The organism is Fibrobacter sp. UWB7 (genome assembly GCF_900142945.1).
Taxonomy (GTDB): Bacteria; Fibrobacterota; Fibrobacteria; order Fibrobacterales; family Fibrobacteraceae; genus Fibrobacter.
The window spans coordinates 1-24,974 of sequence record NZ_FRCO01000009.1 but is presented as its reverse complement, the minus strand read 5'-3'; the positions used below and the strand labels follow the sequence as shown (position 1 = coordinate 24,974).

The following is a 24,974-nucleotide window of genomic DNA, read 5'->3' as shown; positions in this document are numbered from 1 at the left end:
AAATATCCTCCCTTTAATACCCTATTCTTTTTGTATATTGTTTACTGTAATTTCATTAAGGAGTATATAATGGAAGAAATCAAAAACTTTATCAAGGAATGTGGCGCCTATTTCCTCGCAACCGTCGATGGCGATGAACCGAAGGTACGCCCGTTTGGAACCATCGAAATTTTCGAAGGCAAACTCTACATCCAGACCGGTAAGTCCAAGAATGTTTCAAAGCAGATCCAGAAAAACGGCAAGGTGCAGCTTTGCGCTATGAACAAGACCTGCAATAAGTGGCTCCGTTTGAGCGGAACACTCGTTCGTGATGACCGCCGTGAACCCAAGGTCCATATGCTCGAAGCCTACCCCGAACTCAAGCGTATGTATTCCCCAGATGATGAGAATACCGAAGTCCTCTACTTCAAGGATGCGACCGCCACGTTCTGCAGCTTTACAGAACCGCCGCGCACTGTGAAATTCTAGTTTCCTTGTCATCCCGGACTCTGTTCCGGGATTTTTTAGACGCCGAGTTCCCTGTGAGCTCGGCTTTTTTGTTGCTCACATTATAAAATCTGAAAAAGGTTTCACCTGGACATGCGTCATGACCCTAAATTTTAATACAACGTATATTATATAGTTGATAAATCGACTCAATATTATTAACTATTGAGATTTGATTTTTAAAATTTCCCTTTAATCTGTTATAACTGTTTATAAATAATGAACAGGTTTTACCACATTAGTAGTGTTTCACGTGAAACGTAACCAATTTTTGTGGATAATATGTAAAAACGTTCGATAAATGAGTCTTCATTCTTTAAAAGTAATCACGTTATGTCAACAATTGCGTTTACCGATATATACCGAAAAAAGTACGTGAGTGTTCATTTATTTGGTTTACATATATTATATTTCATTGTGGAGGCTATATGCAGGACAATACGAAACGTGGCGAACGAGCTCTTTTTTGGATGAAGGCTATCTTTGGAATTTTCATCCTGTATTTCTTTTGGAGCACGCCTATTAATGCAATGTTGCCTGGTGCGAATGATAATACTGTGACTGCTTCAGTTTTGATTCGCATTGCCTTCGGAGCTGTGGTCAGTTTGGGAATGCTTTTTTCCTTGATTGCGTTTTTGGTCAGTTTTTTGTCGTGGCTGCATAGATCGATTGCAAACCTGCGAATTATTTCTGTGACGGATTTTTCTCCTATGGGCGCAGTCCTCCTTACCTGCATTCCGTTTGTCGGATTCATTTTGCATTTTTGGATTTTCAATGACATGGTAGAACGTCAGCAGGATTGCATGCAGGAACGTGGAATTTTTAAAGAACGTTTTCCGAGAAAATTTTTGATCGGATGGCTCCTGACTTCAATTGGATGTTTGGCGCTGATGTTTATGGGTTTCAGTAATCCTACCGGTGAAGAAATTCGTGGCTTGGCTGAAAACATTTTAACCGTCGTGAGCATTGGGCTGTACATCAAATGCTTCATGTTCTACATTGCGCAAGAACGTGAACTTTACAATGTCCACACAGAAACACTTTTCCGCAAACGTGTTGATGAAATTATCCGCGAGCGCGAAATAGAACGTGCTGCCGATCAGCTCCGCGACAAACAGTAAATTTTTTTTGAAATCGCTGACCGTCATCCTGACCCTGTAAGGGGAAGGATCCAGTTATTTTTTAAGTCGTGACTTAACTAGATTGGACTAAAGTCCCAACTCTTTGGCTCAGAATGGCATAATTAACCGAAATACGTCGCGACGTACTTTTTCTGGAATTCCGGGTCTTCGTGCGCCCAGTGCTTTTCTTCCATCGCCTGGTATTGCCAGTTGAGCGCCTGCATAAATTTTTCCGGCTCGCAGAGATTCTTGAAAATCGCATCGAGATCGTCGACTGTTGCGCTTGAGCTGACCAGTTGTACCTTCGGGATGTAGCTGTACGGAGAACTTGCGAAATCACTCCCGATGAAGACTGCACCGAGTGCTGCCGCTTCCTTGAGTTTCAAATCGCTCTTTGCACGGTTGAAATTGTTGGCGGCGAGTGGAGCCAAGAAAAAGTCTGGTTTGTAGCTTGCGACTGTCTGCGCAAACGGAAAAAAGCATGTGTACGGAATCTTTGTGTATTTTCCGTCGAGGTCCTTCAGAAAATCCGGCTCGCCAAAAATCTGGAAGTCAATGCTCCCGTCTTCAATGTGCTTACGGATCCAGGGGATCCATGCACCTTCGAGGTCGCCCGGAATTTCAGCGGTGAAATGCCCGAGACTGCCGGCATACATCACCTTCGGTTTTCCTGTGAAGGTGGACATCCTCTGCGACATTCCGAACAGCGATTTGGAAATTCCATTCGGCATCACGACCGCGTTTACGCCAAGGTCGGACTTGATGCGGCTTGCGAGGTAGCGCGTCGAGCAGACCACCACGTCGAACAGTGGCAAGACCTGCTTGAGACTCGTGAGCATCATCTGGTCGTGATTCGGAATCTGTTTTGCGTACGAAGCGATCACCGGTGACAAATCCCACTGCAAGTCATCTAGGTCGGTTACGAGCTTGAACCCGCATTCCTTTTTGAGCTTTGCATAGAACAACGCAAGCTGTGCACGTCCCGGTGCCGTCGGCTTCTGCAAAATCACAGCTCGTGTCTGCTTGAGCGCGTCTTTGTTTGTGCAGACGATTTGGGTGACAGACGGCACGATCTGGAAATCGTTAGGTCCCATGAATTGGGTGCAGGGCAAAATGCAGCGAACCCAGTCGGATTGCGCCATATCATAAGGATGCACGATAACTTGCGTTCTATTCATAGTTGGAAAAGTAGTGTTTCTTACTTTATGTCAAACTGAACTTTTGGGGCTACGCTTGCGCCAGCGTCAGCAGAGAAGAGGGCTTTCGGGGAGGCGCCTGCGAAACCTGCGATAAGGTTTGTCGGGAACTGGCGAATGGTAGTGTTGTATGCCTGAACGGTTTCGTTGTAGCGCTTGCGTTCGACGGCGATGCGGTTTTCGGCGCCTTCGAGTTGCACGCGGAGTTCCTGGAAGCTCTTGTTGCTCTTGAGATCCGGGTAGTTTTCGGAGACTGCCATGAGGCGCTGGAGGGCTCCGCTCAAGCTGCCTTGCATTTCCTGAAAGCGCTTGAGGGCGGCTTCGTCGTTCATGAGGCTTTCGTCGAGTTTGACAGTTCCGCCCATGCGGCTGCGCATGTCCATGACTTCGGTGAGGGTGCTCTTTTCGAAGTTGGCTTCGCCCTGGACAGTGCTGACGAGATTCGGAATGAGGTCAAAGCGGCGCTGGTAGGTATTTTCGACTTGTGCCCATTGGGTCTTTACGCCTTCTTCGAGGGCGATGATGTTATTGTAGGTGCCGATACCCTTCCCTACGATGATGAGCAGGATGACGACGACAACTATAACGGCGATTAAAGCTTTTTTCATAAGATCTCCGGTTTTTGGCTAATATAAAAAACTATTCTACGACTAACGATTTATCGTAGATGTACTCGACTTCTTCGGGGGTGATGCCGCCGGGAACGAGGTCAAGTTTGGAGTGATTTGTTTTCATCGCGGCGACGAACTTGTCGCGCAATTCGCGAGTGACGGTGCATGTGCCGATGAGCTTGTGGAGCATTTCAGCAAATTCTTCAACACTTTGCAGACCTAAAAGCGAGAGGACTTTTTCAACATCATTCGAAACTTTTTTGTGACAAATTTCGACATATGCGGCGAGGAAATATCCGACGGCAGGGCCGTGCGGTGTGCCTTTGCTGAGCGTGAGATCGTAGCTCATGCCATGTGGTACGGCGGTGCTTGTCATGGCGATGGACATGCCTGCAATTGTAGAGGTGTACATCAGTTTTTCGTACATACTAGCATCGATGGGCGCGGCATTTTTTGCGGCATTTCCCGAGGCAAGGAGCGCTTCTTTACACTCTCCCCAGAGCTTGAGACCGTATTCCGGACACATGCGGTTGAGTATGTTCGAGTGAACGTTCAGGATGCTTTCGACCATGTGCGCGAGTGCATCGACGGCGGTGTTTACGATCAGTTGTTTTTTGGCGGAGGCGAGATACTTTCCGTCAACGAGCGCGAGCATCGGGAAAATTCGGTGCGGGATGCTCTTCTTTAAATTGATTTTGTGGTTCGTGATGATGGCGACGGGAGTTGCTTCGGAGCCTGTTCCGCAGGTGGTCGGGACGGCGACAACGGGTGCATGGTCGAGCGGATGGCTCGGCGTTTTGTGCAGTTCATCTGCGTTCACGTTTGGATTCACGAGGAGAATCGCCATAGCTTTGGCGGCATCGATAGCGGAACCTCCCCCAATGCCGATGATAAAATCAGCATTGGATTCCCGTGCAATTTGTGCGCCCTTCCCCACTGTATCGGTGGACGGGTTTTCTTCGACTTCATCAAAAATCTGGTAGGCGACTCCCCCATCGTTTAACACTTCGGTCACGTCGTTCAGGGAACCGTTAGCCTTAGCAGAGCTGTGTCCGGTCACGATGAGCGCGCGTTTTCCGACGGCAAGCATTTCTTTCGCGTGGTTCTTCACGCAGTCCTTTTCAACGTAGATATCCGTAGGTACATAAAATCGCATGGAGTCTCCTTACAGCATCAGCCATTCTTTGTTGAACCAGTGGTAAAGTCGCCCTTGTTCATTGCGGTTCTTGATGAGCCACTGTGCAAATGTCGGGCGGTCAATCGGTTCGCAAATAGAGTAAATAAAGGCTTCCACGAGACCTTCGCGGATGAGTCCTTGGTAAAATCTCTGGATCGGGTCGTCAATTTCATCGGTGAAGGCGACGAGCTTGATTATTTTTTCAAGAATGTGGATCAAAAATTCCATTTGTTGTGATGAAGTGGAATCTTGATCGTAGAGCTTGCGATTGCCGAGCGTATCCGTGACGAGCATGGTCTGGATAGCAAGCAAAAATTCGTTATTGACTGTAGAATCGCTACCGGTTTGCTTGATCGTCGGCTTGTACATTTCGACGGTACTGTCTTTCTTTATAACAAAATATTTTGTTCGACCGTAAAGTCTCGAAAGGTTGTCGCGGATGATTTCGGCTTTTTTGCTGATGAACGTGGAGTACATGGTATACGCATAGAATTGAGGCCACTTGCCCATTTGACTCGACAAAAATCCGGTGTAATAGTAGCTGCCTTCATGCGTGCGGGAATTGTTGATGCTCCGTCTGACCCAAGCGTAGGCGCTGTCGGCGTTGTTCATACGCATATACGTGATGGTCGCGTTGTATGGAATGTTGAACGAGTTTGGTACTTTGGCGAATGCTTCGCGGTAGATGGCGATTGCAGAATCCGGCATGCCCTTGTCGTCGTAAATGGTTCCGATCAGGCTGTAGAGATTTTCTTCGAGTCCCTCGCCTTTCAGCTTTGTCGCGGCTCTGGCGTAAGTGAGCGCTTTGTCCAAGTCGCGCTTGGCGTGGTACGTAAAAGCCATCTCGTATTTGACGAGAGCGCTCTTCGGGTCTTTTTTCTCGGCTTCCTTGTACTTGGCTAGAGCTTCGTCGTACTGCCCTTGTTCATGGAATTGTACACCTTGATCAACGAGCTTTTTGACGGCTTCGGCTTTGGAAGCTTTTGACGATGCCTTAGAGGTTGCATTTGGCGCAGCAAAAAGCGTGACGGCTAGAGCTAAAATGAGAGCGATGGATTTTTTCATGGTAAGTTAGTTCTTGAGAAGGGCGCTATAGAAATTGCGAACATCTTCCCAGCGGTAGTACGGGGCGGCGGGGCATTGCGCATTTTTCGCATTGTCTTGAGCCTTGCATTCGATGGGCAGGGTCTGTTCAATTTCATTGTACAAAATTTTGACGAGGATGGGCTTGTTTTTTGATTTGTAGAATACCATTTGCAGGTTTGCCGCCATCGGGATGATTCTAAAGTCGTTCCATTGTTCGTGCAATTTGGAGAGGTCCGAAACCTTGGCATTGGCGACGGGCAGCTGCATGAGTGCGGATAGCGGGAGAAGTGTGGCGTCGTGGCCAAAGCGGAGTGTGGCGGCAATCGGCGCCTGTGCTGCGCGCGCATTTATCGTTGTATCCACGGCAATCGCTTCGTCGGCTTCTTCCAGAATGTTCTGGAGCGTGGGCTTGGCGAAGTTAAGACCATCGGGGCGGTTGATGAGCGGGCTTGTGCCTTCAAGGCTGTACCACCAGGCGTTTTGCGCTTTCCAGCGTGCAATCTTTTCTTCAGTGGTAAACAGGTTTACAAAGGTGTCAGCGGGCACTTTGGCGGCTTGGGCGATTTCGTCGAGGAGCGGCTTGTCCATCCCCTGGAGCGATGTTGCAATTTCAAAGAAATGGTTGTAGAATCCGTTGGTGTCCACGTTATTTACAACATAATTGTAGTCGTTGAATAGCTTTTCTAGGAACTGTTGCGGATTGACGTTTTTCCAGAGTTTGTCACTTTCGTCTGTGTACGTCTTGACTTTGGAATAGTCGAGCTTGCCCCAGTCAAAGGCGCTGATGAACTTCATGTAGCTTTTGCCGGAGATGAGCTCGGAATGGATTTTCGGGTTCAGCGAACGGAGCTCTCCGATGAAGGCTGCCATGCTCACGATGCAGCGACCGCTCGTGCTCGCATACGACCTGACGTACGGCGTAATCTTTTTCCCGCCGATATTCCAGTCCTTGAAAACATCGCCAAAATTTTTGGACATGCGGTTTGCAATCCCTTCATGTTGCTTGACGCCCACTTGCGTGAGGTCGCCTTTGCGGGGGGCTGCCTTGTCTACGAGGACTTTCGTATAGGCGAGCGTCTGTTTGCCGAGTTCGGTGAGTTTCTGGGCGGAATCTGCCTTGGCGAGAGTTTCAAAAAGGTATTTGTATTCTTCGTCGTTGTGGTGGTAGCGGCTGCCGTGGCGCCCGTAATGGCTGATATAGAATGGCTTGTAGCCGGCTGGTGCCTTCGTATATTTAATATTTACGGGTTCCGGGTACACTAAATAGCCACTTGAAGTGAATTCGGGATGTTTGGCGAGTTCATCATCGCTAGTCTGTGCGTTCACGGGTGCGGCAAGGAAAAATCCCGCAGCAAGTACAAAAATCCCTTTTGCAAAATCCAATTTTTTCATATTACTAATATAATATTATTGATGTTTTGGTTTATTCATGTAATAATAAAAATGAGTATCAAGACTATAATTATTTAGTATTAAGTGGGATGTTAGGTTGTTATAAAGAAATGAAAGGTTGACGTTGTGAGATTGGAAGCGTCGGCCAAGGATGGGGAGGGTGCAGGGAGGGGCCCGTGCGGCCTTCGCAACTCCGAGCTGGGGCCCCGCCCGCATGACGTACTTTATAGAATAAAGCCCAAATTTTAGGCGATTAGCCGCTATTTCAACTTGAAACGAAAATATATTTGGCACATCTTTTGCTACTTTTAACCACGTTTAATTTTTAATCAAGGACAACCATGAGCATTGTAGATACAGTACTCCATAAGATTTTTGGTACACCTCATGAACGTAAGGTGAAACAGCTCCGCCCGGTGATTGCGAAAATTCACGAAGCCTGCAAGGCTCTCGCAACGCTCGATGACGCGGAACTTGCTGCAAAGAGCGCCGAATTCCGCGAAAAACTGAATAATGGAGCTACCCTCGACGATATCAAGGTTGATGCCTTTGCCGTTTGCCGCGAAGCTTGCGACCGCCGTCTCGGTATCTTCAATATCTTCAAGCCGGAATTTGGCTTTGACTTTAGCCGCCTCGGCCCGGAACTCCAGGAAGCCGTGAACAAGGCTAAGGCTGAACTCGAAAGCGGAAAGAATGAATGGGAAGTCTACCTCCCGGCAGCTCTCTACGCGAAGGTTCGCGAACTCTATCCGGAATCCGTGAAGCCGTTCCGCATGTTGCCTTTCGATGTGCAGATGATCGGTGGTCTCGTGCTCCACGAAGGTGCTATTGCTGAAATGGCTACCGGTGAAGGTAAGACGCTTGCCGCTGCTCTCCCGGTTTACTTGAACGGTCTTTCTGGCCACGGCGTGCATGTAGTGACGGTGAACGATTACCTCGCTGGCCGTGACGCTAAGCAGATGGGCTTGGTCTACAAGTTCCTCGGCCTTACGGTCGGTCTCATTGTGAATGGCCTTGATGCTGAACAGCGCCGTCAAAGCTACAACTCCGACGTGACTTACGGTACCAACAACGAATTCGGTTTCGACTACCTCCGCGACAACATGGCGGTAGAACCGAACCAGCTCGTGCAGCGTGAACTCAACTTCTGTATCGTTGACGAAGTCGACTCCATCTTGATCGACGAAGCCCGTACGCCGCTCATCATTAGTGGTCCTGCTGAAGACGCTACTGAAAAGTACGCCAAGGCAAACGAAATTTCGAAGCAGCTCGTCCGCAACAAGGACTTCTCTGTTGATGAAAAGGACAAGAACATCCAGTTTACGGAAAAGGGTGTGCTCCACATCCAGGACTTGATGCACATTACGAACCTCTATGGCGAACATGCCGACTGGGTTCACTTCCTCGATAACGCTCTCCGCGCTTGGTACCTCTTTGAAAAGGATGTCGACTATATCGTCCGTGATGGCGAAGTCATCATCGTTGACGAAAACACGGGCCGCTTGATGGAAGGCCGCCGCTATTCTAACGGTATTCACCAGGCTATCGAAGCTAAGGAAGGCGTGCAGATCCGCCGCGAAAACCAGACGCTTGCGACGATCACGTTCCAGAACTACTTCCGTATGTACAAGAAGCTCTCCGGTATGACCGGTACGGCTGAAACCGAAGCAACGGAATTCATCAAGATTTACAACATGAACACGTGGGTCATTCCGACGAACAAGCCGTGCATCCGCAAGGACTTGCAGGACCTCGTTTATAAGTCCGAAGATGCCAAGTGGCGCGCCATTGTTGCTGAAATCAAGGAACGCCATGCGAAGGGGCAGCCGCTCCTCGTGGGTACGGCTTCCATCGAAAAGTCCGAAATCCTCCACGGCATGCTCGAAAAGGAAGGCATCCCGCACGAAGTCTTGAACGCCAAGAACCATGGCCGTGAAGCTGAAATCATCCAGTACGCCGGCCACAAGGATAAGGTGACGATTGCAACGAACATGGCTGGTCGTGGTACTGACATTGCTCTTGGACCGGGAGTGACTGAACTCGGCGGTTTGCATGTGCTCGGTACGGAACGCCATGAATCCCGCCGTATCGATAACCAGTTGCGCGGTCGTTCCGGCCGTCAGGGTGACCCGGGTTCTAGCCAGTACTTCCTCTCCCTCGACGATAACCTGATGCGTATCTTCGGTGGCGACAACGTCAAGAACCTCATGAACCGTTTTGGCGTGGGCGAAGACGAAGTGATTACCCACCCGATCGTTTCCCGCTCCATCCGTGGTGCCCAGCGTCGCGTCGAAAGCCAGAGCTTCGATATCCGTAAGCACTTGCTCGACTACGATAACGTGATGAACGAACAGCGCAAGGTGATTTACGGGCTTCGTCGCCGCATCTTGAACGGTGAAGATATCCGTGACGAAATCATGAACCGCATCGAAGATGCTTGCGATATCAAGGTTTCTAACTACATCCCGGCAAAGAGCTATGCGGAACAGTGGAATCTCGAAGGCTTGCACGAAGACTTGCAGCGCACGCTCGGCATGGAATACAGCCTCACGCTTGATGAAGCTGTATCGAAGACGCCGGAACAGGTGCTCGAAGAAATCATCGAACTTTGCAAGGTGCGTTACGACAAGCTCACTAAGATTATTCCGGATGCAGATTTCCGCAATATCGAACGTCGCTTCCTCCTCATGACGATTGACCAGGTGTGGAAGGAACACTTGTATGCTATGGACCAGCTGAAGGATGCTATCCGCTTCCACGGATACGCCCAGAAGGATCCGCTGATGGTTTACAAGAACGATGGCTTCAAGATGTTCGAAAGCTGCATGGAAAAGATTGCAACGCTTACGGCTCTCCGCATTTTGAACATCCGCATCACACTCCCGAACGGTGTGACGGTCTCTCCGGACCAGCTCCAACTCAAGAGCCAGGAACAGATCGATGCCGAACGCAAGGCTGCTGAAGAAGCCGCCGCTGTTGCAGGTAACGCTGGCGAAACTAATGCAGAAAGTCATCCTGAGCAAAGCGAAGGATCCAGTGAAGGTTCTTCCGAACAGTTGAGTGCCGAAGGCGCAAAGGCCGCAGGTCTCGCCGGTCAGGCCGCTTCTTCTGAAACGAATGCCCTTTCCGAAGATCAGCAGGATGCTCAGCCGATGCCGCAGAGCGCTCTCCCGGGTACTCGCCCGAACCGTTCCGCTGCCGCTAACGCCGCCCTTGCTGCCGCTGTGAAGCGTGCCCAGCAGCAGGCTGGTGCAAAGCTCGGTCGCAATGACCTCTGCTGGTGCGGTTCTGGTCTCAAGTACAAGAAGTGCCACGGCAAGGACGTCGAATAATTCGACCAAGAATCGCGAGCACTCCCGCACAAAATGCAATTGAAAAATCCTCGGCTTCCCCGCCGAGGATTTTTTTACATCCATAAAAAAAAGCGAGATATTCAGTTTGTTTTGAATAAATAAGAATTCGTCGAGAGAATAAAGCGTCGGCCAAGGATGGGGAGGGTGCAGGGAGGGGCCCGTGCGGCCTTCGCAACTCCGAGCTGGGGCCCCGCCCGCATGATGTACTTTTATGAAATAAGAAAAAGCCATTGGCGCTCAGCCAAAAAATTTTTGCATATTTGTTCTTATGAAAACTGCGAAGAAATTTTTCAGCCTCGAAGGCATTGACGGTTCCGGAAAGTCCACACAAATCGACATGCTTGTCCGCGTGCTTGAATCCGAAGGCCACAAGGTCGTGAGGTTGCGTGAACCCGGCGGTGCAAAAATTTCCGAACGCATTCGCGAACTCTTGCTCGACCCCGCTTTCAAGGGCATCATGGCAGATGATACCGAACTTTTGTTGTACAATGCCGCCCGCGCCCAAGTGATTCACGAAATCATTCAACCCGCGCTCGATGCAGGGAACATCGTCATCGCCGACCGTTTTGCGTGGAGCACATTTGCTTACCAAGGTTATGCCCGCGGGCTCGGTGCCGATAAAGTCCAGCGCCTCACGGAATTCACTTGCGGAGGCTGCTTCCCAGAACTCACTGTAGTTCTCGACTTGACCGTCGAATCAAGCCGCAAGCGCATGGCCATTCGTGGTGGCGCCCCCGACCGCCTCGAAAGCGAAAAGGCTGAATTCTTCGAGCGTGTCCGCGAAGGCTATCTCGCCGCAGGTCGCGATTATAGCGATTGCGTGAGTGTCGTCAATGCAGACCGCACTCCCGATGAAGTCCACCAAGATGTCCTTTCACTTATTAAAGCGAAACTGAAATGATCTTTTTTTGCATACTCATCTTTGGCGTACTCTTCCTGTTCTTTAATGTCAGGATGGTGGCGCCTGGAATCAAGGGAAGCGTCATTGCCGGAATTTCGGTGATCCTCCTCCCCATCTGCTTCTTGTTTAGAACAAGTTATTTTGCATCGCTTGGCATGTCCTTCTTTGCCGTCTGGCTTGCCGAAGCACTCTTCTTTTATATTCTCTGGTGGATTATCCGTGGTATTCGCCGTGCTATCGTCAAGAAGCCGCTTGACCGACGCATTGAAATTTCGGTGGCGAGACTTTTGCTTTTCGTGACTGTGTTACTCACGGTTATCTTCCGCATTGCAGGTGCTGGCACAAACGAGAACTTCCATGTTCGCGAGTTCAAGATTGCCATTCCGACCGAAAAAGAATTTACGGCGGTCTTCTTTAGCGACCTCCACATCGACCCGATTTTCAAGCGCGAAAAGATGGAACGCATCGTTCATGTGAGCGATAGCCTCCACCCGGACTTGGTGCTGTTTGGCGGAGATTTTTCGGATGTCGTGGATTCGACGCTTTCTGCCTGGGAATACGACTTCTTGGTGCAAAAGCTTGCCGCAACCGCCAAGATGGCTGCTATTGCTATCGACGGGAATCACGAAGGGTTACTTGAACGCGAAGGGAGTGACTTTAAAAAGTGGATGCAGAATAACGGTTTCGTCGTGCTGGAAGACTCCACCGTCTGTACGCCTTTTGCCTGTATTACTGGTCGTGTAGACCATAGCGTTGCCAGAATGCGTGATGTCGAACGCAAGCCGCTTTTTGACTTGCGCCCTACGGCTGAAGAATCTAAACTCCCCTGGCTTCTCCTCGATCACCAGCCACGTGGCATCGAAGAAGACCACCCTGGCCGCCGTCCTGACTTTGCCATGTCCGGTCACACGCACAATGGTCAGTTTTTCCCGGGAACACTCATTATCAACTGGGTTTGGCGCCTCGCCTATGGTCTTGGCGAATTAGATCAGGTCAAATGGCTCGTTTCTAGCGGTGTTGATTCCTGGGGTCCTCCGGTCCGTATTGGTAGCGATACCGAGCTCTTGTTCCTCCGTTTTGTACCCGACCGGCTGTAATGACAGTCAGTGTCAAAATACATTAACTATATTTTAGGGAACTATGACTCTTTGCTTAGAAACGGATCAGTTAGAAACCGTACAGAGAATTCTTGGGCTCCATTTTGAGGGCTTTGAAGTTTGGGCGTACGGCACACGTGTCACGGGCGTAGATTTGACCCCGGATACGGATTTGGAATTGGCAGTCATCTCGGACTCCCCTATCTCCCTTGATGACATGACTTCGGTGGAAAAGGCGTTTGTTGAAAGCGGACTCCCGTTCCGTGTCGATATTGTCGACTGGTCCAAGCTCCCCGAATCTCTTCAAAAGCAAATCAAGAAAGAACATTCTGTCATTCAGGAGGCCGCCGATAGCTTCCAGTAAGGCTGGCGAGGTTTGAATATGAATCGCTTGTTACCCCTATTTTTAGCTGCTGCTCTTTCTACCATGGCTTTTGCACAGGACGATGTTGAACGCGTCAAGTCCGTGGTTAAAAGCGGCCGCTGCTCGGATGCGATTGCTCCGCTGCAGAAAATCTACAATGCATCTTTCCGTAAGCTTGAAGGCGAAAAGGCTTCTGTCATGCTTGCAGAATGCTACCTCCGCACAGGTAAGAAGGACGATGCTTACGATGTGGCTTCCCGCTTCTTGGAATACCATGTGAAGTCCGCTTACCGCGAACGTATGGAACTCGCCCGTGCTGTTGTCGATGTCGAAAAGGGTTCCGTGTTTGATGGTGTCGAAGCCATGCTCCGCGTGCTCTCTTACTCGACCAACCCGGCTGCAAGGTCCCGTGCCAAGGAAGTAGCTATCCAGACTTTGGCAGCATCTCTCCTTACCGCAGACCAGCTCCAGGCTTTGCTTGAAAAGTATCCTGTCGATCGTGAAGTGATGGGCTGGATGCAGCTCCAGTTGGGCCGCGAATGCCAGAACGCCAAGCGTTACCGTGCTGCTAGATACTGGTACAAGAAGGTTCTCAAGACAACTTCTTCCGAGAATTTGCAGAAGACCGCCAAGAAAGGTATAAGCGCTCTTGAAGGTCTCGGCGCCGGTCTTCCGACCGTGCTCGTGCTCGCTCCGCTCTCCGGCGACTTTGCCGAATTCGGTGCCGCCGCAGTGCAGGGTTCTCTCCTCGCTTATGAACAGGCGAACCTTAAGGGCAAGGTGAACATCATCTTCCAGGACACGCACGCCGATGCCGCTATCGCTCTTATGCGTACACAGCGCGCTGTGAACCAGGATAGCATCATTGCCATTATCGGTCCTATCATGAGTGCTCCGGCAACGTCTGTCGCCGCATGGCTTGGTGCAAACTTCCAGCATGTGCCGATGCTTACTCCGACTGCAACAGATGCAGGCATCGCAAAGCTTGGTCCGAACATCTTCCAAGTGAACCTCACCATGGACATCCTCGCCCAGACGATTGCGGACTTCGCTATCAAGTGCCTCGACATCCGCGAATTTGGCGTGATGAGCCCGCTCGGCGATTTCGGTACGGCCATGTCCGAAAGCTTTACCCGTGCTGTTGAACGTCGTGGTGGTGATGTTGTCGGCTTCCGCAATTACGAAGAAGGCCGTCCGGACTACAAGACGGAATTCAACCTCATGCGCGATGTCCGCTTCAATCAGGAAAACCGCCGTCGCAATATCGCTAAGGGCGTGAATGATCTGAACTCTGTGAACCCTCGTGACCGCAAGCTTTACCTCGCCGACTCTACCGTTGAATTCCCGGGCCTCTTCATTCCGGCAACAAATCCGGCAGATGCAGGTGCCATGGTGAGCCAGGCCGCTTTCAACAAGGTCTCCGGCACATATCTCGGAACATCCGGCTGGTATGGTCGTGAACTTTTGATTCAGGGCAAGCGCCTTGTCGAAGGTTCTTACTTCAGCGTTCCGAGCATCGACATGAACAAGGGCAACACGGCTTACACGAACTTTGTGAAGGACTTCACGGCTCGTTGGGGCGTGGAACCGGGTGAAGACAAGGTAAGCGGTCTCAGCTACGATGCCGCAAACATCATCTTTACTTCGCTTGCCGCTGTGACGGGCAAAGATGATGACATGACGCATTACATCAATGCGACCAAGGACTTCAAGGGCATCTACGGTGACATCCAGTTCCGTCGCGGTGCAAATGCCAATACGAAGATCATTACAGTGAACAAGGGCAAGTTCGAAGTCGTGACGACCTGCGAACGCCAGGACAAGGCAAAAGAATCCGCCAAGTCCAAGAAAAAGAAGTAACGCATTACGTCATCTTCGACCCCCGTCATCCTGAGCGAAAGCGAAGGATCCAGTTAAGTCTTGTAATTGCACAAGCTTTATTAAAAAGGACCCCTGCGGCATTGCCACAGGGTCCTTTTTCTAGGAGGAAAAACCGGTAATTCCGGAATTGAGAGAGAGAAACTAGCTATTCGCTGCGATGCATGCCGCTACGAAGTCCGCCGATTCGCCTTGCTGGTAATAAGCGTAGAGGTTCGAATCGTCCATGATATCTTCGAGGTTGATGCCGCTTGTGGAGGTCAGCTCGTCCTTGATCCTTGCCTTGAAGGCCTGGAATCCAGTGTGGAGCAAGTAGTAGAGAGCCGTGGTCTGTGTCTTGTGGAACATCTTCATGGTGGCCTCCATAGAAAAGAGTTGTTGTGGCGCCTGGATGAGTTTTTAATTCCTCTTCTAGTAACCACTTAGCTGCAATTTCTTTAATAAAGTGTTAATAATATGTTTAATTCTTATTAACATCTATTGTATTTATACATTTTTTTACCTCAAGAAACAAGGTTTGTCATATTCCAAAATGGACGATGGCTTATGCAGACGAAAGTTTCTAAATTACAGACAATGCTAAAGAGATTCATCGCACCGCTGTTAATGGTCGCCGGCATTTCCGTTGCCGACGAGCTTTCTTTTGCACTTTCTCCGACGCAAAATGCACTCGCTGAACAGGTCACGCAAAAGACGATGGAACTCAACTACGTTGAAGCATTCAACCTGGCCCGCAAGCTCCGCCTCGAAAACGACGGGGTCGGCTGCGTGTTCCAGAACATCATCCGCGTGAGCATGTACGACGACAAGGGCGATACCACGTCGCTCAAGGTTGCCGCCAAGAATCTTGAAACCTGCAAGACCGAAGGTCTGTGGGATGCGCTCCGTAATTTTGAGATCGGCTACGTGCTTACCGAGACGGGACATTCCGTCAAGGGCGCCATGCAGACGCGCTCGGCTGCAAGCCAGTTCGAAGATGCCAAGGATTACGAGTCGAAGGCTTTCTATGCGATTTACGCCTACTATGTCGATAACAGCTTTGGCTGGCTCCCGTTCAAGTCGGACAATCGCGAAGCGTACCTCAAGATTCTCGATTCCGGCTCCTTGCGCTCGGCACGATTCTGGCCGCTGTTCCTGACACCGCTTATCTGGATGCACTACGACCGCAAGGATTACAAGACTGGGCTTTCGCTTGCCGAACGTGGGCTTAAGAAGGCTCCGAATCATCCGGTGATGCTCCAGATCAAGGCAGACATGCTTTACAGGCTCGAACGTTACGACGAGGCAGCTACTATTTACGAAAAGAGCGCTGCCGACTACCTCGAACGCACTGGCAAGTCCATTCGTTACTGGTGTTCTGTCTTGAACCTCATCCGCATTTATCATGACGCCGGTGATGATGCCAAGTCCGCAGAGCAGCGTCAAAAGCTCAACGATCCGGATTACCAGAAACTTAAGAAGTGGATGCCCGGTTCGCTTATCGACGACCTCACTGATCGCAAGTTGATTTAGCCTTTAGTAGTAAAAAAAACTAATGACCATTGACCCATGATTATTGGGCAATTCTTATTGTTAAAAAAAATTATCAAAAAATAGTGGAATAAACTCGGCAAAAAAGCGTGTTAATAAGTAGAAACTCATTAACATATCAGGAGGTTTTTTATGTCGAGCCAGTTATCGGTATTGCGAGTCGGTTTCTTTTTGGACGGCTACACGCTTAAAAAAGTCAACGAGTATTACCTTAAATACCACCGGTATCATGCACGTCTGGATTTCAAGGCGCTCAAGGGCTGGGTCAGGGATTACTCCATGAAACTTTTGGGTCGTGAAGGTTGTCCGGTCGAAGTGGAAGCTCATTATTACCATCCGTATGTCAGGCGTGTTGATCGTCAGGAACCTTTATACGGCGATGGCATAGACCGTTTGGAAAAGCAGCTTATGATGGCTGGGTTCGAGGTCCATTACAATATCCCTGAGAAAGTTGAGAAGATGGGACCGAATATGCAGCTTGTCGAGGACGCATACCTTTATGCGTACTACCATAAAATTGATGTCATCGTGTTGTTGAGTACTCAGGGGCAGTATTCAACGTTGCCGGAACGCCTCAGGCGTGAGGGAGTTCCCATGCTCCTCTTGGGGTGGAATTTCGAATATTTAAGAGGGGAGACTCCGATTTATTGGAGAACGGATCCGAGCTTGCGTGAACAAAGCGGTTATTATGTTGCAATGGAAGAGGTGGCTGAAAAATATCCGCCTACACGTTCTGCCGAAAGGAATTTGTTCATGTTGCCGTATAATCCGCAGCCCACAGATTCTAACATTTGGCGGGCGTATTTGCAAAAGATTATGGCATCGCTTGATGACAAGGACAATTACAGTGATAAGCCAAACTTTAGAAAATCAGGATGCAAAAAGAGCCCCGCAGTGGCGAGGCTCGGCTAGTAGAATTTAGTTCGTTCTTAAATCTTGTCCTGCTGTTTCTTGGCCCAGGGGCTAAGGAACGTCCAGCCGAGACGGAGACCGATGAACCAGGTGTCACCGTCGTTGTCTGTATTGAAGACGAACGTGTCGAGCTTGTCGCCTTCGACATCAAGTTCGTTGTAGCGTACAGCGCGGTAACCTCCGTAGAGACCGATGGAGAACTGTTCGAACTGGAGGCGTGCTTCGAGTTCTGCGTTGAACGATGCTGCAATGGAACTGTAGTAACGGTCGCGCATAATGGATTCTTCGTTGCTCGTTTTGTTTGTAACAACGTAGTTAGACGTAAAGTGGATGTTCATCATGTTGAAGCCGATACCTACAGCCGGAATCAAGTTGAAGAATGCGTCTTCGCCAAGAACCTTCCAGCCGAACATCCAGTCGGCACCATAGTTGAACCAGCGTGCATCGTAGAGGGGGAACGCCACTGCGCTTCCGCTTGTATCGACTGCGGCGGCCGAGGAACTCGGTCGTTCCGAAATCTGGGTTATTGCAAAGTTGATGCTGACCCAGGTCAGGAACTGCTTGTACTGGGCACCGATATTGAAGTGGAGGTTGGGATAGTATTTGTTGAACTCGCTGTATTTGGGCTTAGCGGTCAGCCTGTATTCGGTCGAATCCGATATGGTCTTGAGGGTACCGGTGGCGAAGGGGACCGTGTTGATGTAGTCGTGGAATCCGTTGAACATTCCGCGGAAATCACCGCCAAAGGAAACGAAACCACGGATATGGTCCTTGTCGTAAAATCCTTCTTCGGCTGCGGAGGAATTGCTAGCAAAAGCAAGAATGCTAAACACCGCGGCCATGCACAAAGAGGCTATTTTTGTCTTCATAAAGGCTCTCTCCTAATAGGAATCTCAAAAAGAGATATTAAATCAAACAATAAAATACATTATCTTCTGGTTTTGTGCATGAAAATTTACGATAGAATGTTGAAAATCAATAAATTAAGGGCGTTTTGGTCTTCGTTCCAAGGGGTGCGGTTTAGTTTTTTGCCGTTTTTCGTTTTTTTTGTAACCTGGATGGCTGCATTTGCCATGACGGGCTGCCGTGATACGTCGAAAGATTCACAGCCTGAATCGGCGATGGTAAAGTGTAGTGAATCCGTTCAGTTTGAATCGGTCGAGAGCGACTATTTCTCGATTGGCAAACTGTGTGGGGTGGATGTCGCTGTTGTGCGTTCCGTGGTTGGCAAGGATACGCTCGTCCACAAGTATGTGATGATGGATTCTGCTGCGGCTGCTCTCGGGACGGATTTGCAACGTCGGGGGTTCCCAGAGGAGTGGTTATCGGCGGTGGTGTTGCGTGTGCCGCTTCACCATGTGGCAGCCCTTTCGACCTCGCAGGTTGGCTACATGCTCCGGCTTGGGCTCCGTGATAACATTGTCGGCGTCTCGGACGGGCAGTACATCGTGGATAGCATTTTGTATGAACGTGCAAAGAATAAATCTGTAGCAAGTATTGGTTACGATGCGGGCGCCTTGGAAAAGCTGATGGCGCTCAATCTGGACTTGGTGCTCGACTTTACTACAGGCGGTGATTACGATAACTACGAACAAATTGCACGCACGAACCTTCCGTTGATGCTCACATCGGAATGGCAGGAAAATACCCCGCTAGCAAAGCTGGAATGGATTAAGTTGTACGGAATTCTGTTCGGCATCCGCGCTCAAGCTGATTCTATTTACAGACAAGAGAAAGAAAAGTACGAAACACTAAAGGCTTTGATTGCTTCTGCAGATTCCCTCTCGTCTCTCGTCTCTCGTCATTCGTCTGAACATTGCCCTCGCGTTCTCGCGGGCATGTCTTATGGCGGTGTGTGGCACGCTTCTGGCGGCAAAAGCTTTACAGCGAATCTGGTTCGCGATGCGGGTGGCTGTTATGTGTGGGCTTCCGATACTTCGCGTGAACTCACGTTCTCGTTCGAGGAGGTCTATGCGCTTGTCGATAGTGTCGATGTCTGGGTCAATCCGTCCATGTTTGCAACGGCTGATGAAATCCTGGCTCTTGAACCTCGCGTGAAAAATATCAAGGCATTTAAGGAGAAGCAAGTTTTCCAGAATGATGGGCTCAAGGGTCCAGGGGCAGGTAATGATTTTTACGAAGGAGCCATCACGCGACCGGCGGAACTCCTTTGGAATCTTACAAAATGCATAAAAGGCTCCGTTCCGGGGGTAAATTCGATTGACACTAGTTACAAATGGTACAGAAATATCTATACTTTTTAGCGTATGATGTCACACACAGGTATTGGAGATTGGATTTCTGCTCAATATGACCTCGGAGTACCGTTCTTGCAACAGGTACCCAGGGAATATGCGGACTATCTGCTTTTAAATTCGCAGATTCGTGAATACGATGCTGGCGAAATCATCCTCCAGGGCGGAGCCGAAGGCGATTGCTTCTGCGTCTTGCAGAGTGGACGCGTGATTATTTGCGGCCAGATTCTGCCGGACGGTCATTACAGCGCGCTTGCGACTTTGGAAAGCGGCTCTTGCTTTGGCGAAATGTCTGTCCTGTGTAACGAACCTATTGCCAATACGATTATTGCCGCCGAAGACGGCTGCACGGTGCTTCACATTCCGAAGGCTGAATTTTTGAGGTTCCTCGACAAGAATCCGAGCGCCTTGCTTTACCTTTACAAGGTGATGGCGGATCGTCTCCGTGCAAAGAACCAGGCGCTTGATGAATTCGAACGCTTGTCGCTTTTGGCTTCAGCGAAGGTTCTTCCGTTTATTGATTTTGCGCAGACGATGGAAAAGAGCCGTATTACCGGAACGGTCATTTTCGAATGCTCCGGTGAATCGGGCTTTATCGCTTTCCAGGATGGACGTATCTGCTGTGCCAAGTGCGGCAAGCTTGCAGGTCCGGATGCACTCGAAAAGATGCTCTCCTGGGGTGACGAAACATTGTTCAAGCTGGATACGCACGTGATGCCCGATGTCGTAAACATCAACCAGATGTCGGATACCACAAGCCTCATCCTTGATGCGCTCAGAAATATTGATGAAAAACAAAGTGCCCGTAAATAGGGACAAATCGCTGCCCGCTCGTAGGGCAAAGGAAAAAAGATGAATTACGCAGACGCAGGAGTTTCCTTGGCACGTGCCGATGAGGCAATGGTCGGTGTCAAGAAGTCCGTACGTACCACTTTCAACCAGGGCGTTCTCGGCGACGTGGGCAACTTCGGTGGCCTGTTCACGCTGAACCACCTCGGCATGAAGGACCCTGTCCTCGTGAGCTCCGTTGATGGCGTGGGCACCAAGCTCAAGGTCGATATCGAAATGGGCACGCACGAACTGCCGGGCCAGGACATCGTGAACCACTGCTGTGACGATATCCTCGTTCAGGGCGCACGTCCGCTGTTCTTCCTCGACTACGTGGCTACGGGCCGCTTGGAACCGGGTGTCATGGACAAGCTCGTTGCCGGTATGGCCAAGGCCTGCCGCGAAAACGACCTCGTCTTGATCGGTGGCGAAACTGCTGAAATGCCGGGCTTCTACGGTCCGGGCGACTACGATATCTCCGGTACGATCGTGGGTGTCGTGGAACGCGAAAACATCATCGACGGGAAGTCGATCAAGCCGGGTACGATCATCCTCGGTCTCCCGTCCACGGGTCTCCATACAAACGGCTATTCTCTTGCTCGTAAGGTTCTCTTTGACGTGGCCGGCTACAAGGTCGACACTGTCGTTGACGGCATGGACAAGTCCATCGGCGAAGCTCTTGCAACTCCGCACCGCAGCTACTACCCGAGCCTCATCGATCTCTGCAACAAGAAGAAGATCCAGGGCCTTGCTCACATCACGGGTTCGGGCTACCAGGGCAACATCCCGCGTATCCTTCCGGACAACGTCGACGTGATTATCGACCGCACCACGTGGGATCCTCCGATGATCTTCAAGCTCATCCAGCAGGCTGGCTCTGTCGAAAAGGACGAAATGTACTCCACGTTCAACATGGGCATGGGCATGCTCATCTTCATCGACCCGGCTGACAAGGCTGAAGTCGTCGCTCACCTCGAAGCTAAGGGTGAAAAGTGGACGCAGATCGGTGAAGTTGTCGCCGGCACCAAGCAGGTGAAGTTCCGCGACTAGTCATTAGTAGTTGGTCATTGGTTATTGGTTTAAATAATCGCGCCTTTTGCGCCTAACTAAGGCTGATGACTATTGGCTAATAGCTAATAACCAAAAGGCTTGCACGCAAGTGCGGCCTTTTCTTTTTCTAACCACTTCTTACTGTCTACTTCCTACCGTCTATTTTGTCGCATCTCACATAACAGCTTTCAAAAAACTTTTTTTCGTGCCTTTTGTTGGAATAAAATCTAATTTTAAACGAGGTGTGAAAAGGAAAAATATGAAAAAACTTTTACTGAGTTCTTTAATTGTCGCAGGTGCTTTTTCAATGTTCAGCGCCTGCTCTGATGATTCTACTATAGCGCCGGTCAGTACTACGCCGTCGAGCGATTCGGGTTATTTATCGAGTGCTTCTAGCAGCTCTGGCACAATTGCCCCGAATCCGGGTTCTAGCTCTACTGTTGATCCGGGCTTGGGTGGCGGTTCTGAATCGTCTTCGAGTTCTTCTGCGGTCGCCCCGAATCCAGGTTCCAGCTCCAATGTTAATCCGGCTCAGTCTAGTTCGTCTGTAAATCCGACATCTAGCGCAACTCCGGGTTCGTCTGCTGCCGAAAGCTCTAGCAGTACCGAACCGGAAGTGGGTGCCGATGGTTTCCCGACTCTCGAATCTTACGGTCCGCCTCCAGCTGAATACACCAAGGACATCTTGAGCAATGGCAACAAGGGCTGGAACAGCCGTTATTGGGATGCCTGTAAGCCGCACTGCTCCTGGATTAGCGATGGTCAGGAAGGCAAGACCGATACGACTACGCAGGAATCTTATGAAAAGGGCATGACGACCGCCCGTAACTGCAACATCCATGACGTTGAAGTTCCGACCTTTACGCTTGGCCACGCTGTGCAGCAGTACTGGTTTGGCTTTGAAGGTACGAACAGCGCCTGCGGAAATGCCAAGGAAAAGGGCGTGTTCACTTGCACGGACATGGCTCCTATCGCCGTGAACGAAAACCTCTCTTACGCTTATGTGGCAGGTCCTGGTTCCCAGACGACTTGCGGCAAGTGCTTCCACTTGCAGTATGATGGCTCCTTCAAGGATGCTAGCGGTAACAATGCCCCGAAGGAAACTCACAAGGCTCTTAAGGGCAAGCACATTGTCGTGATGACGTCCAACATCGGTCACGATGTGGAAAACGGCCAGTTCGACCTCATGGTTCCGGGCGGTGGCGTGGGTGCCTTCGATGCACTTTCGACTCAGGTGAACGGCGCTAATATCAACTGGGGCGCAGGCTTTGGTGGCTTCCTTACCGAATGCCAGAGCAAGCATGGTTACGATAACAAGCTTGAAGTTTATCAGGAATGCGTGAAGGACATGTGCGACGCCGCATTCGGTTCCGCTGGACTTCCGAACTTGCTCCGTGGTTGCCATTGGTTTGCTGACTGGTACATGGCTGCAGACAATCCGACCTACCATTGGGAAGAAGTGGAATGCCCGCAGTACCTCATCGACCATTACATGACGCGTATCAACAAGACTAAGGATAACCGTTACAAGTGGCACGACGACTGGTCTACCTATAAGGAAGGTGATCCGCTCGAAGAACAAGAATGCTTGACGGATGAATATCCGAACGGTTGCAAGCCGAACTAAACGTTCGTAAAAAGCAAACGAGAACGCCTAATCGCAATTGGAAACGCCTGGAAGCTCTGCTTTCGGGCGTTTTTACTTGACTTTGTTTATATAAAAAGTTAAATTATGTTTACGAAAATCTGTCAAGTAGGAGAGGAGATATGAAGATCAAATTGTATGTGGCGGCGCTTTTGTGCAGTGTTTACGCTTTTGCTGCAGATGGTGTTCGCTATAAAGACCGCTTGTTTGAAACGGGATTACCCACAACGGTGACCGTTGCCGACAGTGTTCCGTTTTTAGATAAAATGTTTTACAATGAACTGACATCGATGATGGACATGTTTAATATCCGTCCGATGTTCTATATGTACAGCGAGGAAGGCGTAAGCCTCAAGCCGTTGCAAATGGATATTTATGAACCCGAGGGGGATGATGCTAAAAATAGGGCTGCCGTGTTGGTTTGTCATGGTGGCGCCTTTGTGGCAGGGACAAAGACTTCTTTTGACCAGAAGGCTGTTGCCTATGTTGACTCTCTTGCTGCACGTGGTTTTGTAACGGCGTCATTGGAGTACCGTCTAGGTGTTTTGATGTCGAATCAAAAACAGACATTTGTCATCGATAGTGTGGATTTTGCTCGTACCGTTTACAAAAGCGCTCAGGATGTGAATGCCGCTATCCGTTATTTGAGAGCGAATGCGAAATCTCTTCGTATTGATACGAATAAAATATATATACTCGGAAATAGCGCCGGCGCCTTGTTGGGGCTGGAGAATATCTATGCTCTCGGGGAAAAAGATTTTCCAAGCTATCTGTATGATGGAGCGCAATATATCAAGGAGTTTTCTGACGAACAAAGTGCGTATGTCTACGACACAATCCCGCTGGGCGGTCTAGATCGGTATGGACCTAAGGGAGTGGGCGGTGTTGCAAATGGAGTGGTGGCTCTTTGGGGGGCTGTGCATGATCCAGCAATTCTCAAGAATAGCAAGGTTCCCGTATTCTTAGCGCATGGCGATTCTGATTATGTAATGCCGTATAAGGTGGGCTATGCAATGGAACAGGCAGATAAGATGTTGGCAGACAACGTTCCTGAAAAGTATAGCACTATTGCAAGTGCCATCCATCTTGAAGTTCATACACCGACGCTTTATGGAAGTTACTTCATTGATTCCGTCTTGACAAAAAATAAAGTTTATCATGAATTCTATAATCCTGTAGGTTATGGATTGAAGCATGAATTCTATGATGCGACCCGTACAGGTAAAGATGGTAAGGAAATTGTTTTTGCGGACTCTGTACAGAATAAGGCTTTTGATTTCTTGTACAGGCTTGCGATTGATTCGATTCCTGAAGCTGGGGAATTGCCGATATCTCCGCTAGTCGCTATGGCTAAGTCCTCGAAGATTTCTATGGGCGAAGGTAACTTGAGCTTTACGGTTGTTCGTGGTGAAAACGTTGCCTATGCAGTTTTTGACTTGAAGGGAAAGCGTGTGCTTTTTGGTCGAGCCTCCAAGGGTGAAACGATTTTGCTCTCCAACGCAAATAGCGGTGTGTATTTCCTGCATGTTCAGGGCGAAAATCCACGTCGAGTGCTCATTCGAAAGTAGGTCGCTTCAGTCAAATTTCGCTTAAAACGTCCCGGAAGCTCCGCTCCCGGGATATTTTTTCATTCGTCACCCTGAACGAAGTGAAGACAACCTCAAAAGGCGAGTATGCCCCAAGGCGAATGCCGCGACCGTGCTTGCACGGGCATGGCTGAGCCGTTTGGCAAGACGCAAAGCGTCAATGTTGCAGCCATGCTTGCATGGATATAACCGAGCCTAAGAGGTTGGGGCTTGCTCCCAACCAGTCATTTTTCGTCGATAGCAAAAAAGATTTCTGTTTATAGATTGTTAATATTGTGTATTATTGGTGAATACAACCCGTTTTTATTGAAAAAAGTGAAATTTTTTTACGCTACCCCCTTGTTTTTCCTCCCGAATATTCTATAATTGGTCTCACCCTCGAAACGACGGTCAAAACGAAGAATCGAGAGTAAAGCGAAAGCCCGCGAGACTTTCGGGAAGATTGAAGGAATCGGAGATGTGCTTAGTGACGGCCCAAGAAAATTTCTTGGAAGTCAAATTTACGA

Annotated in this window: 21 protein-coding genes; 14 read left to right on the top strand and 7 right to left on the bottom strand. The window is 49.6% G+C overall.

Translation table 11 applies throughout. The features are described from left to right. The first annotated feature begins 69 nt into the window (after window positions 1–69). Window positions 70–468, top strand: a complete 399-nt coding sequence (locus BUC30_RS15115; RefSeq protein WP_073443233.1) for a pyridoxamine 5'-phosphate oxidase family protein — start codon at window positions 70–72, stop codon at window positions 466–468. A gap of 446 nt (window positions 469–914) precedes the next feature. Continuing rightward, the gene (locus tag BUC30_RS15110; RefSeq protein ID WP_073443231.1) at window positions 915–1,607 is read left to right on the top strand and encodes a hypothetical protein; all 693 of its coding nucleotides are present in this window, start codon (window positions 915–917) and stop codon (window positions 1,605–1,607) included. Window positions 1,608–1,729: 122 nt separating this feature from the next. Here the strand turns inward: BUC30_RS15110 and BUC30_RS15105 are convergent, their stop codons facing one another. Genes BUC30_RS15105 through BUC30_RS15085 form a run of 5 tightly spaced genes read right to left on the bottom strand, consistent with a single transcriptional unit; the run spans window position 1,730 to window position 7,069 of the window. Then, window positions 1,730–2,785, bottom strand: coding sequence for a glycosyltransferase family protein (locus BUC30_RS15105; RefSeq protein ID WP_073443229.1), 1,056 nt, complete (start codon window positions 2,783–2,785; stop codon window positions 1,730–1,732). 20 nt (window positions 2,786–2,805) lie between these two features. After that, complete coding sequence (locus BUC30_RS15100) at window positions 2,806–3,411, bottom strand: LemA family protein (RefSeq protein WP_073443227.1); 606 nt, start codon at window positions 3,409–3,411, stop codon at window positions 2,806–2,808. 31 nt (window positions 3,412–3,442) lie between these two features. Beyond that, a complete protein-coding gene (locus tag BUC30_RS15095; protein ID WP_073443225.1) occupies window positions 3,443–4,570 on the bottom strand; it encodes an iron-containing alcohol dehydrogenase family protein in 1,128 nt (375 codons plus the stop codon). Window positions 4,571–4,579: 9 nt separating this feature from the next. Further along, entirely contained in the window at window positions 4,580–5,656 is a 1,077-nt protein-coding gene (locus BUC30_RS15090) for a tetratricopeptide repeat protein (RefSeq protein ID WP_073443223.1), read from the bottom strand. 6 nt (window positions 5,657–5,662) lie between these two features. Then, window positions 5,663–7,069 (bottom strand): histidine-type phosphatase, encoded by a 1,407-nt coding sequence (locus BUC30_RS15085; protein ID WP_073443221.1) that lies wholly within the window; start codon window positions 7,067–7,069, stop codon window positions 5,663–5,665. A gap of 341 nt (window positions 7,070–7,410) precedes the next feature. Here BUC30_RS15085 and secA point away from each other — a divergent pair, with 341 nt between their 5' ends. The 5 genes from secA to BUC30_RS15060 all read left to right on the top strand — a co-directional run bounded on the left by secA (window position 7,411) and on the right by BUC30_RS15060 (window position 14,644). Continuing rightward, on the top strand, window positions 7,411–10,401 hold the full coding sequence (secA, locus tag BUC30_RS15080) for a preprotein translocase subunit SecA (RefSeq protein ID WP_073443219.1): 2,991 nt from the start codon (window positions 7,411–7,413) through the stop codon (window positions 10,399–10,401). A 289-nt stretch (window positions 10,402–10,690) separates the two neighbouring features. Further along, window positions 10,691–11,323, top strand: coding sequence for a dTMP kinase (gene tmk, locus BUC30_RS15075; protein WP_073443217.1), 633 nt, complete (start codon window positions 10,691–10,693; stop codon window positions 11,321–11,323). Then, window positions 11,320–12,420: a metallophosphoesterase gene (locus tag BUC30_RS15070; protein ID WP_073443215.1), complete on the top strand. Its 1,101-nt coding sequence runs from the start codon at window positions 11,320–11,322 to the stop codon at window positions 12,418–12,420. The genes tmk and BUC30_RS15070 overlap by 4 nt, the downstream gene beginning before the upstream one ends. Window positions 12,421–12,463: 43 nt before the next feature. Continuing rightward, window positions 12,464–12,784, top strand: a complete 321-nt coding sequence (locus BUC30_RS15065) for a nucleotidyltransferase family protein (protein WP_014546153.1) — start codon at window positions 12,464–12,466, stop codon at window positions 12,782–12,784. Window positions 12,785–12,802: 18 nt separating this feature from the next. Next, complete coding sequence (locus BUC30_RS15060; protein WP_073443213.1) at window positions 12,803–14,644, top strand: ABC transporter substrate-binding protein; 1,842 nt, start codon at window positions 12,803–12,805, stop codon at window positions 14,642–14,644. Between the two features lie 162 nt (window positions 14,645–14,806). On the opposite strand, the gene BUC30_RS15055 is transcribed toward BUC30_RS15060, so the two are convergent. Continuing rightward, a complete protein-coding gene (locus BUC30_RS15055) occupies window positions 14,807–15,016 on the bottom strand; it encodes a hypothetical protein (protein ID WP_244536684.1) in 210 nt (69 codons plus the stop codon). 192 nt (window positions 15,017–15,208) lie between these two features. Between BUC30_RS15055 and BUC30_RS15050 the strand changes: the two genes are divergently transcribed. Beyond that, a complete protein-coding gene (locus BUC30_RS15050) occupies window positions 15,209–16,174 on the top strand; it encodes a tetratricopeptide repeat protein (RefSeq protein WP_244536683.1) in 966 nt (321 codons plus the stop codon). 150 nt (window positions 16,175–16,324) lie between these two features. Next, window positions 16,325–17,104 carry an NYN domain-containing protein gene (locus BUC30_RS15045; protein ID WP_073443209.1) on the top strand — a complete coding sequence of 260 codons (780 nt, stop codon included), beginning with the start codon at window positions 16,325–16,327 and terminating at the stop codon, window positions 17,102–17,104. A gap of 17 nt (window positions 17,105–17,121) precedes the next feature. On the opposite strand, the gene BUC30_RS15040 is transcribed toward BUC30_RS15045, so the two are convergent. Beyond that, entirely contained in the window at window positions 17,122–17,973 is an 852-nt protein-coding gene (locus BUC30_RS15040; protein WP_073443207.1) for a hypothetical protein, read from the bottom strand. A 189-nt stretch (window positions 17,974–18,162) separates the two neighbouring features. Between BUC30_RS15040 and BUC30_RS15035 the strand changes: the two genes are divergently transcribed. From BUC30_RS15035 to BUC30_RS15015, 5 genes are all read left to right on the top strand, one after another. Further along, window positions 18,163–19,368, top strand: coding sequence for an ABC transporter substrate-binding protein (locus BUC30_RS15035; RefSeq protein WP_244536682.1), 1,206 nt, complete (start codon window positions 18,163–18,165; stop codon window positions 19,366–19,368). A 3-nt stretch (window positions 19,369–19,371) separates the two neighbouring features. Continuing rightward, window positions 19,372–20,172, top strand: a complete 801-nt coding sequence (locus tag BUC30_RS15030; RefSeq protein ID WP_073443203.1) for a cyclic nucleotide-binding domain-containing protein — start codon at window positions 19,372–19,374, stop codon at window positions 20,170–20,172. 39 nt (window positions 20,173–20,211) lie between these two features. Next, window positions 20,212–21,237, top strand: a complete 1,026-nt coding sequence (purM, locus tag BUC30_RS15025) for a phosphoribosylformylglycinamidine cyclo-ligase (protein WP_073443201.1) — start codon at window positions 20,212–20,214, stop codon at window positions 21,235–21,237. A gap of 259 nt (window positions 21,238–21,496) precedes the next feature. Then, entirely contained in the window at window positions 21,497–22,864 is a 1,368-nt protein-coding gene (locus tag BUC30_RS15020; protein WP_073443198.1) for a glycosyl hydrolase family 5, read from the top strand. Window positions 22,865–23,004: 140 nt separating this feature from the next. After that, the gene (locus BUC30_RS15015) at window positions 23,005–24,450 is read left to right on the top strand and encodes a carboxylesterase family protein (protein WP_073443196.1); all 1,446 of its coding nucleotides are present in this window, start codon (window positions 23,005–23,007) and stop codon (window positions 24,448–24,450) included. Window positions 24,451–24,974 lie beyond the last annotated feature (524 nt).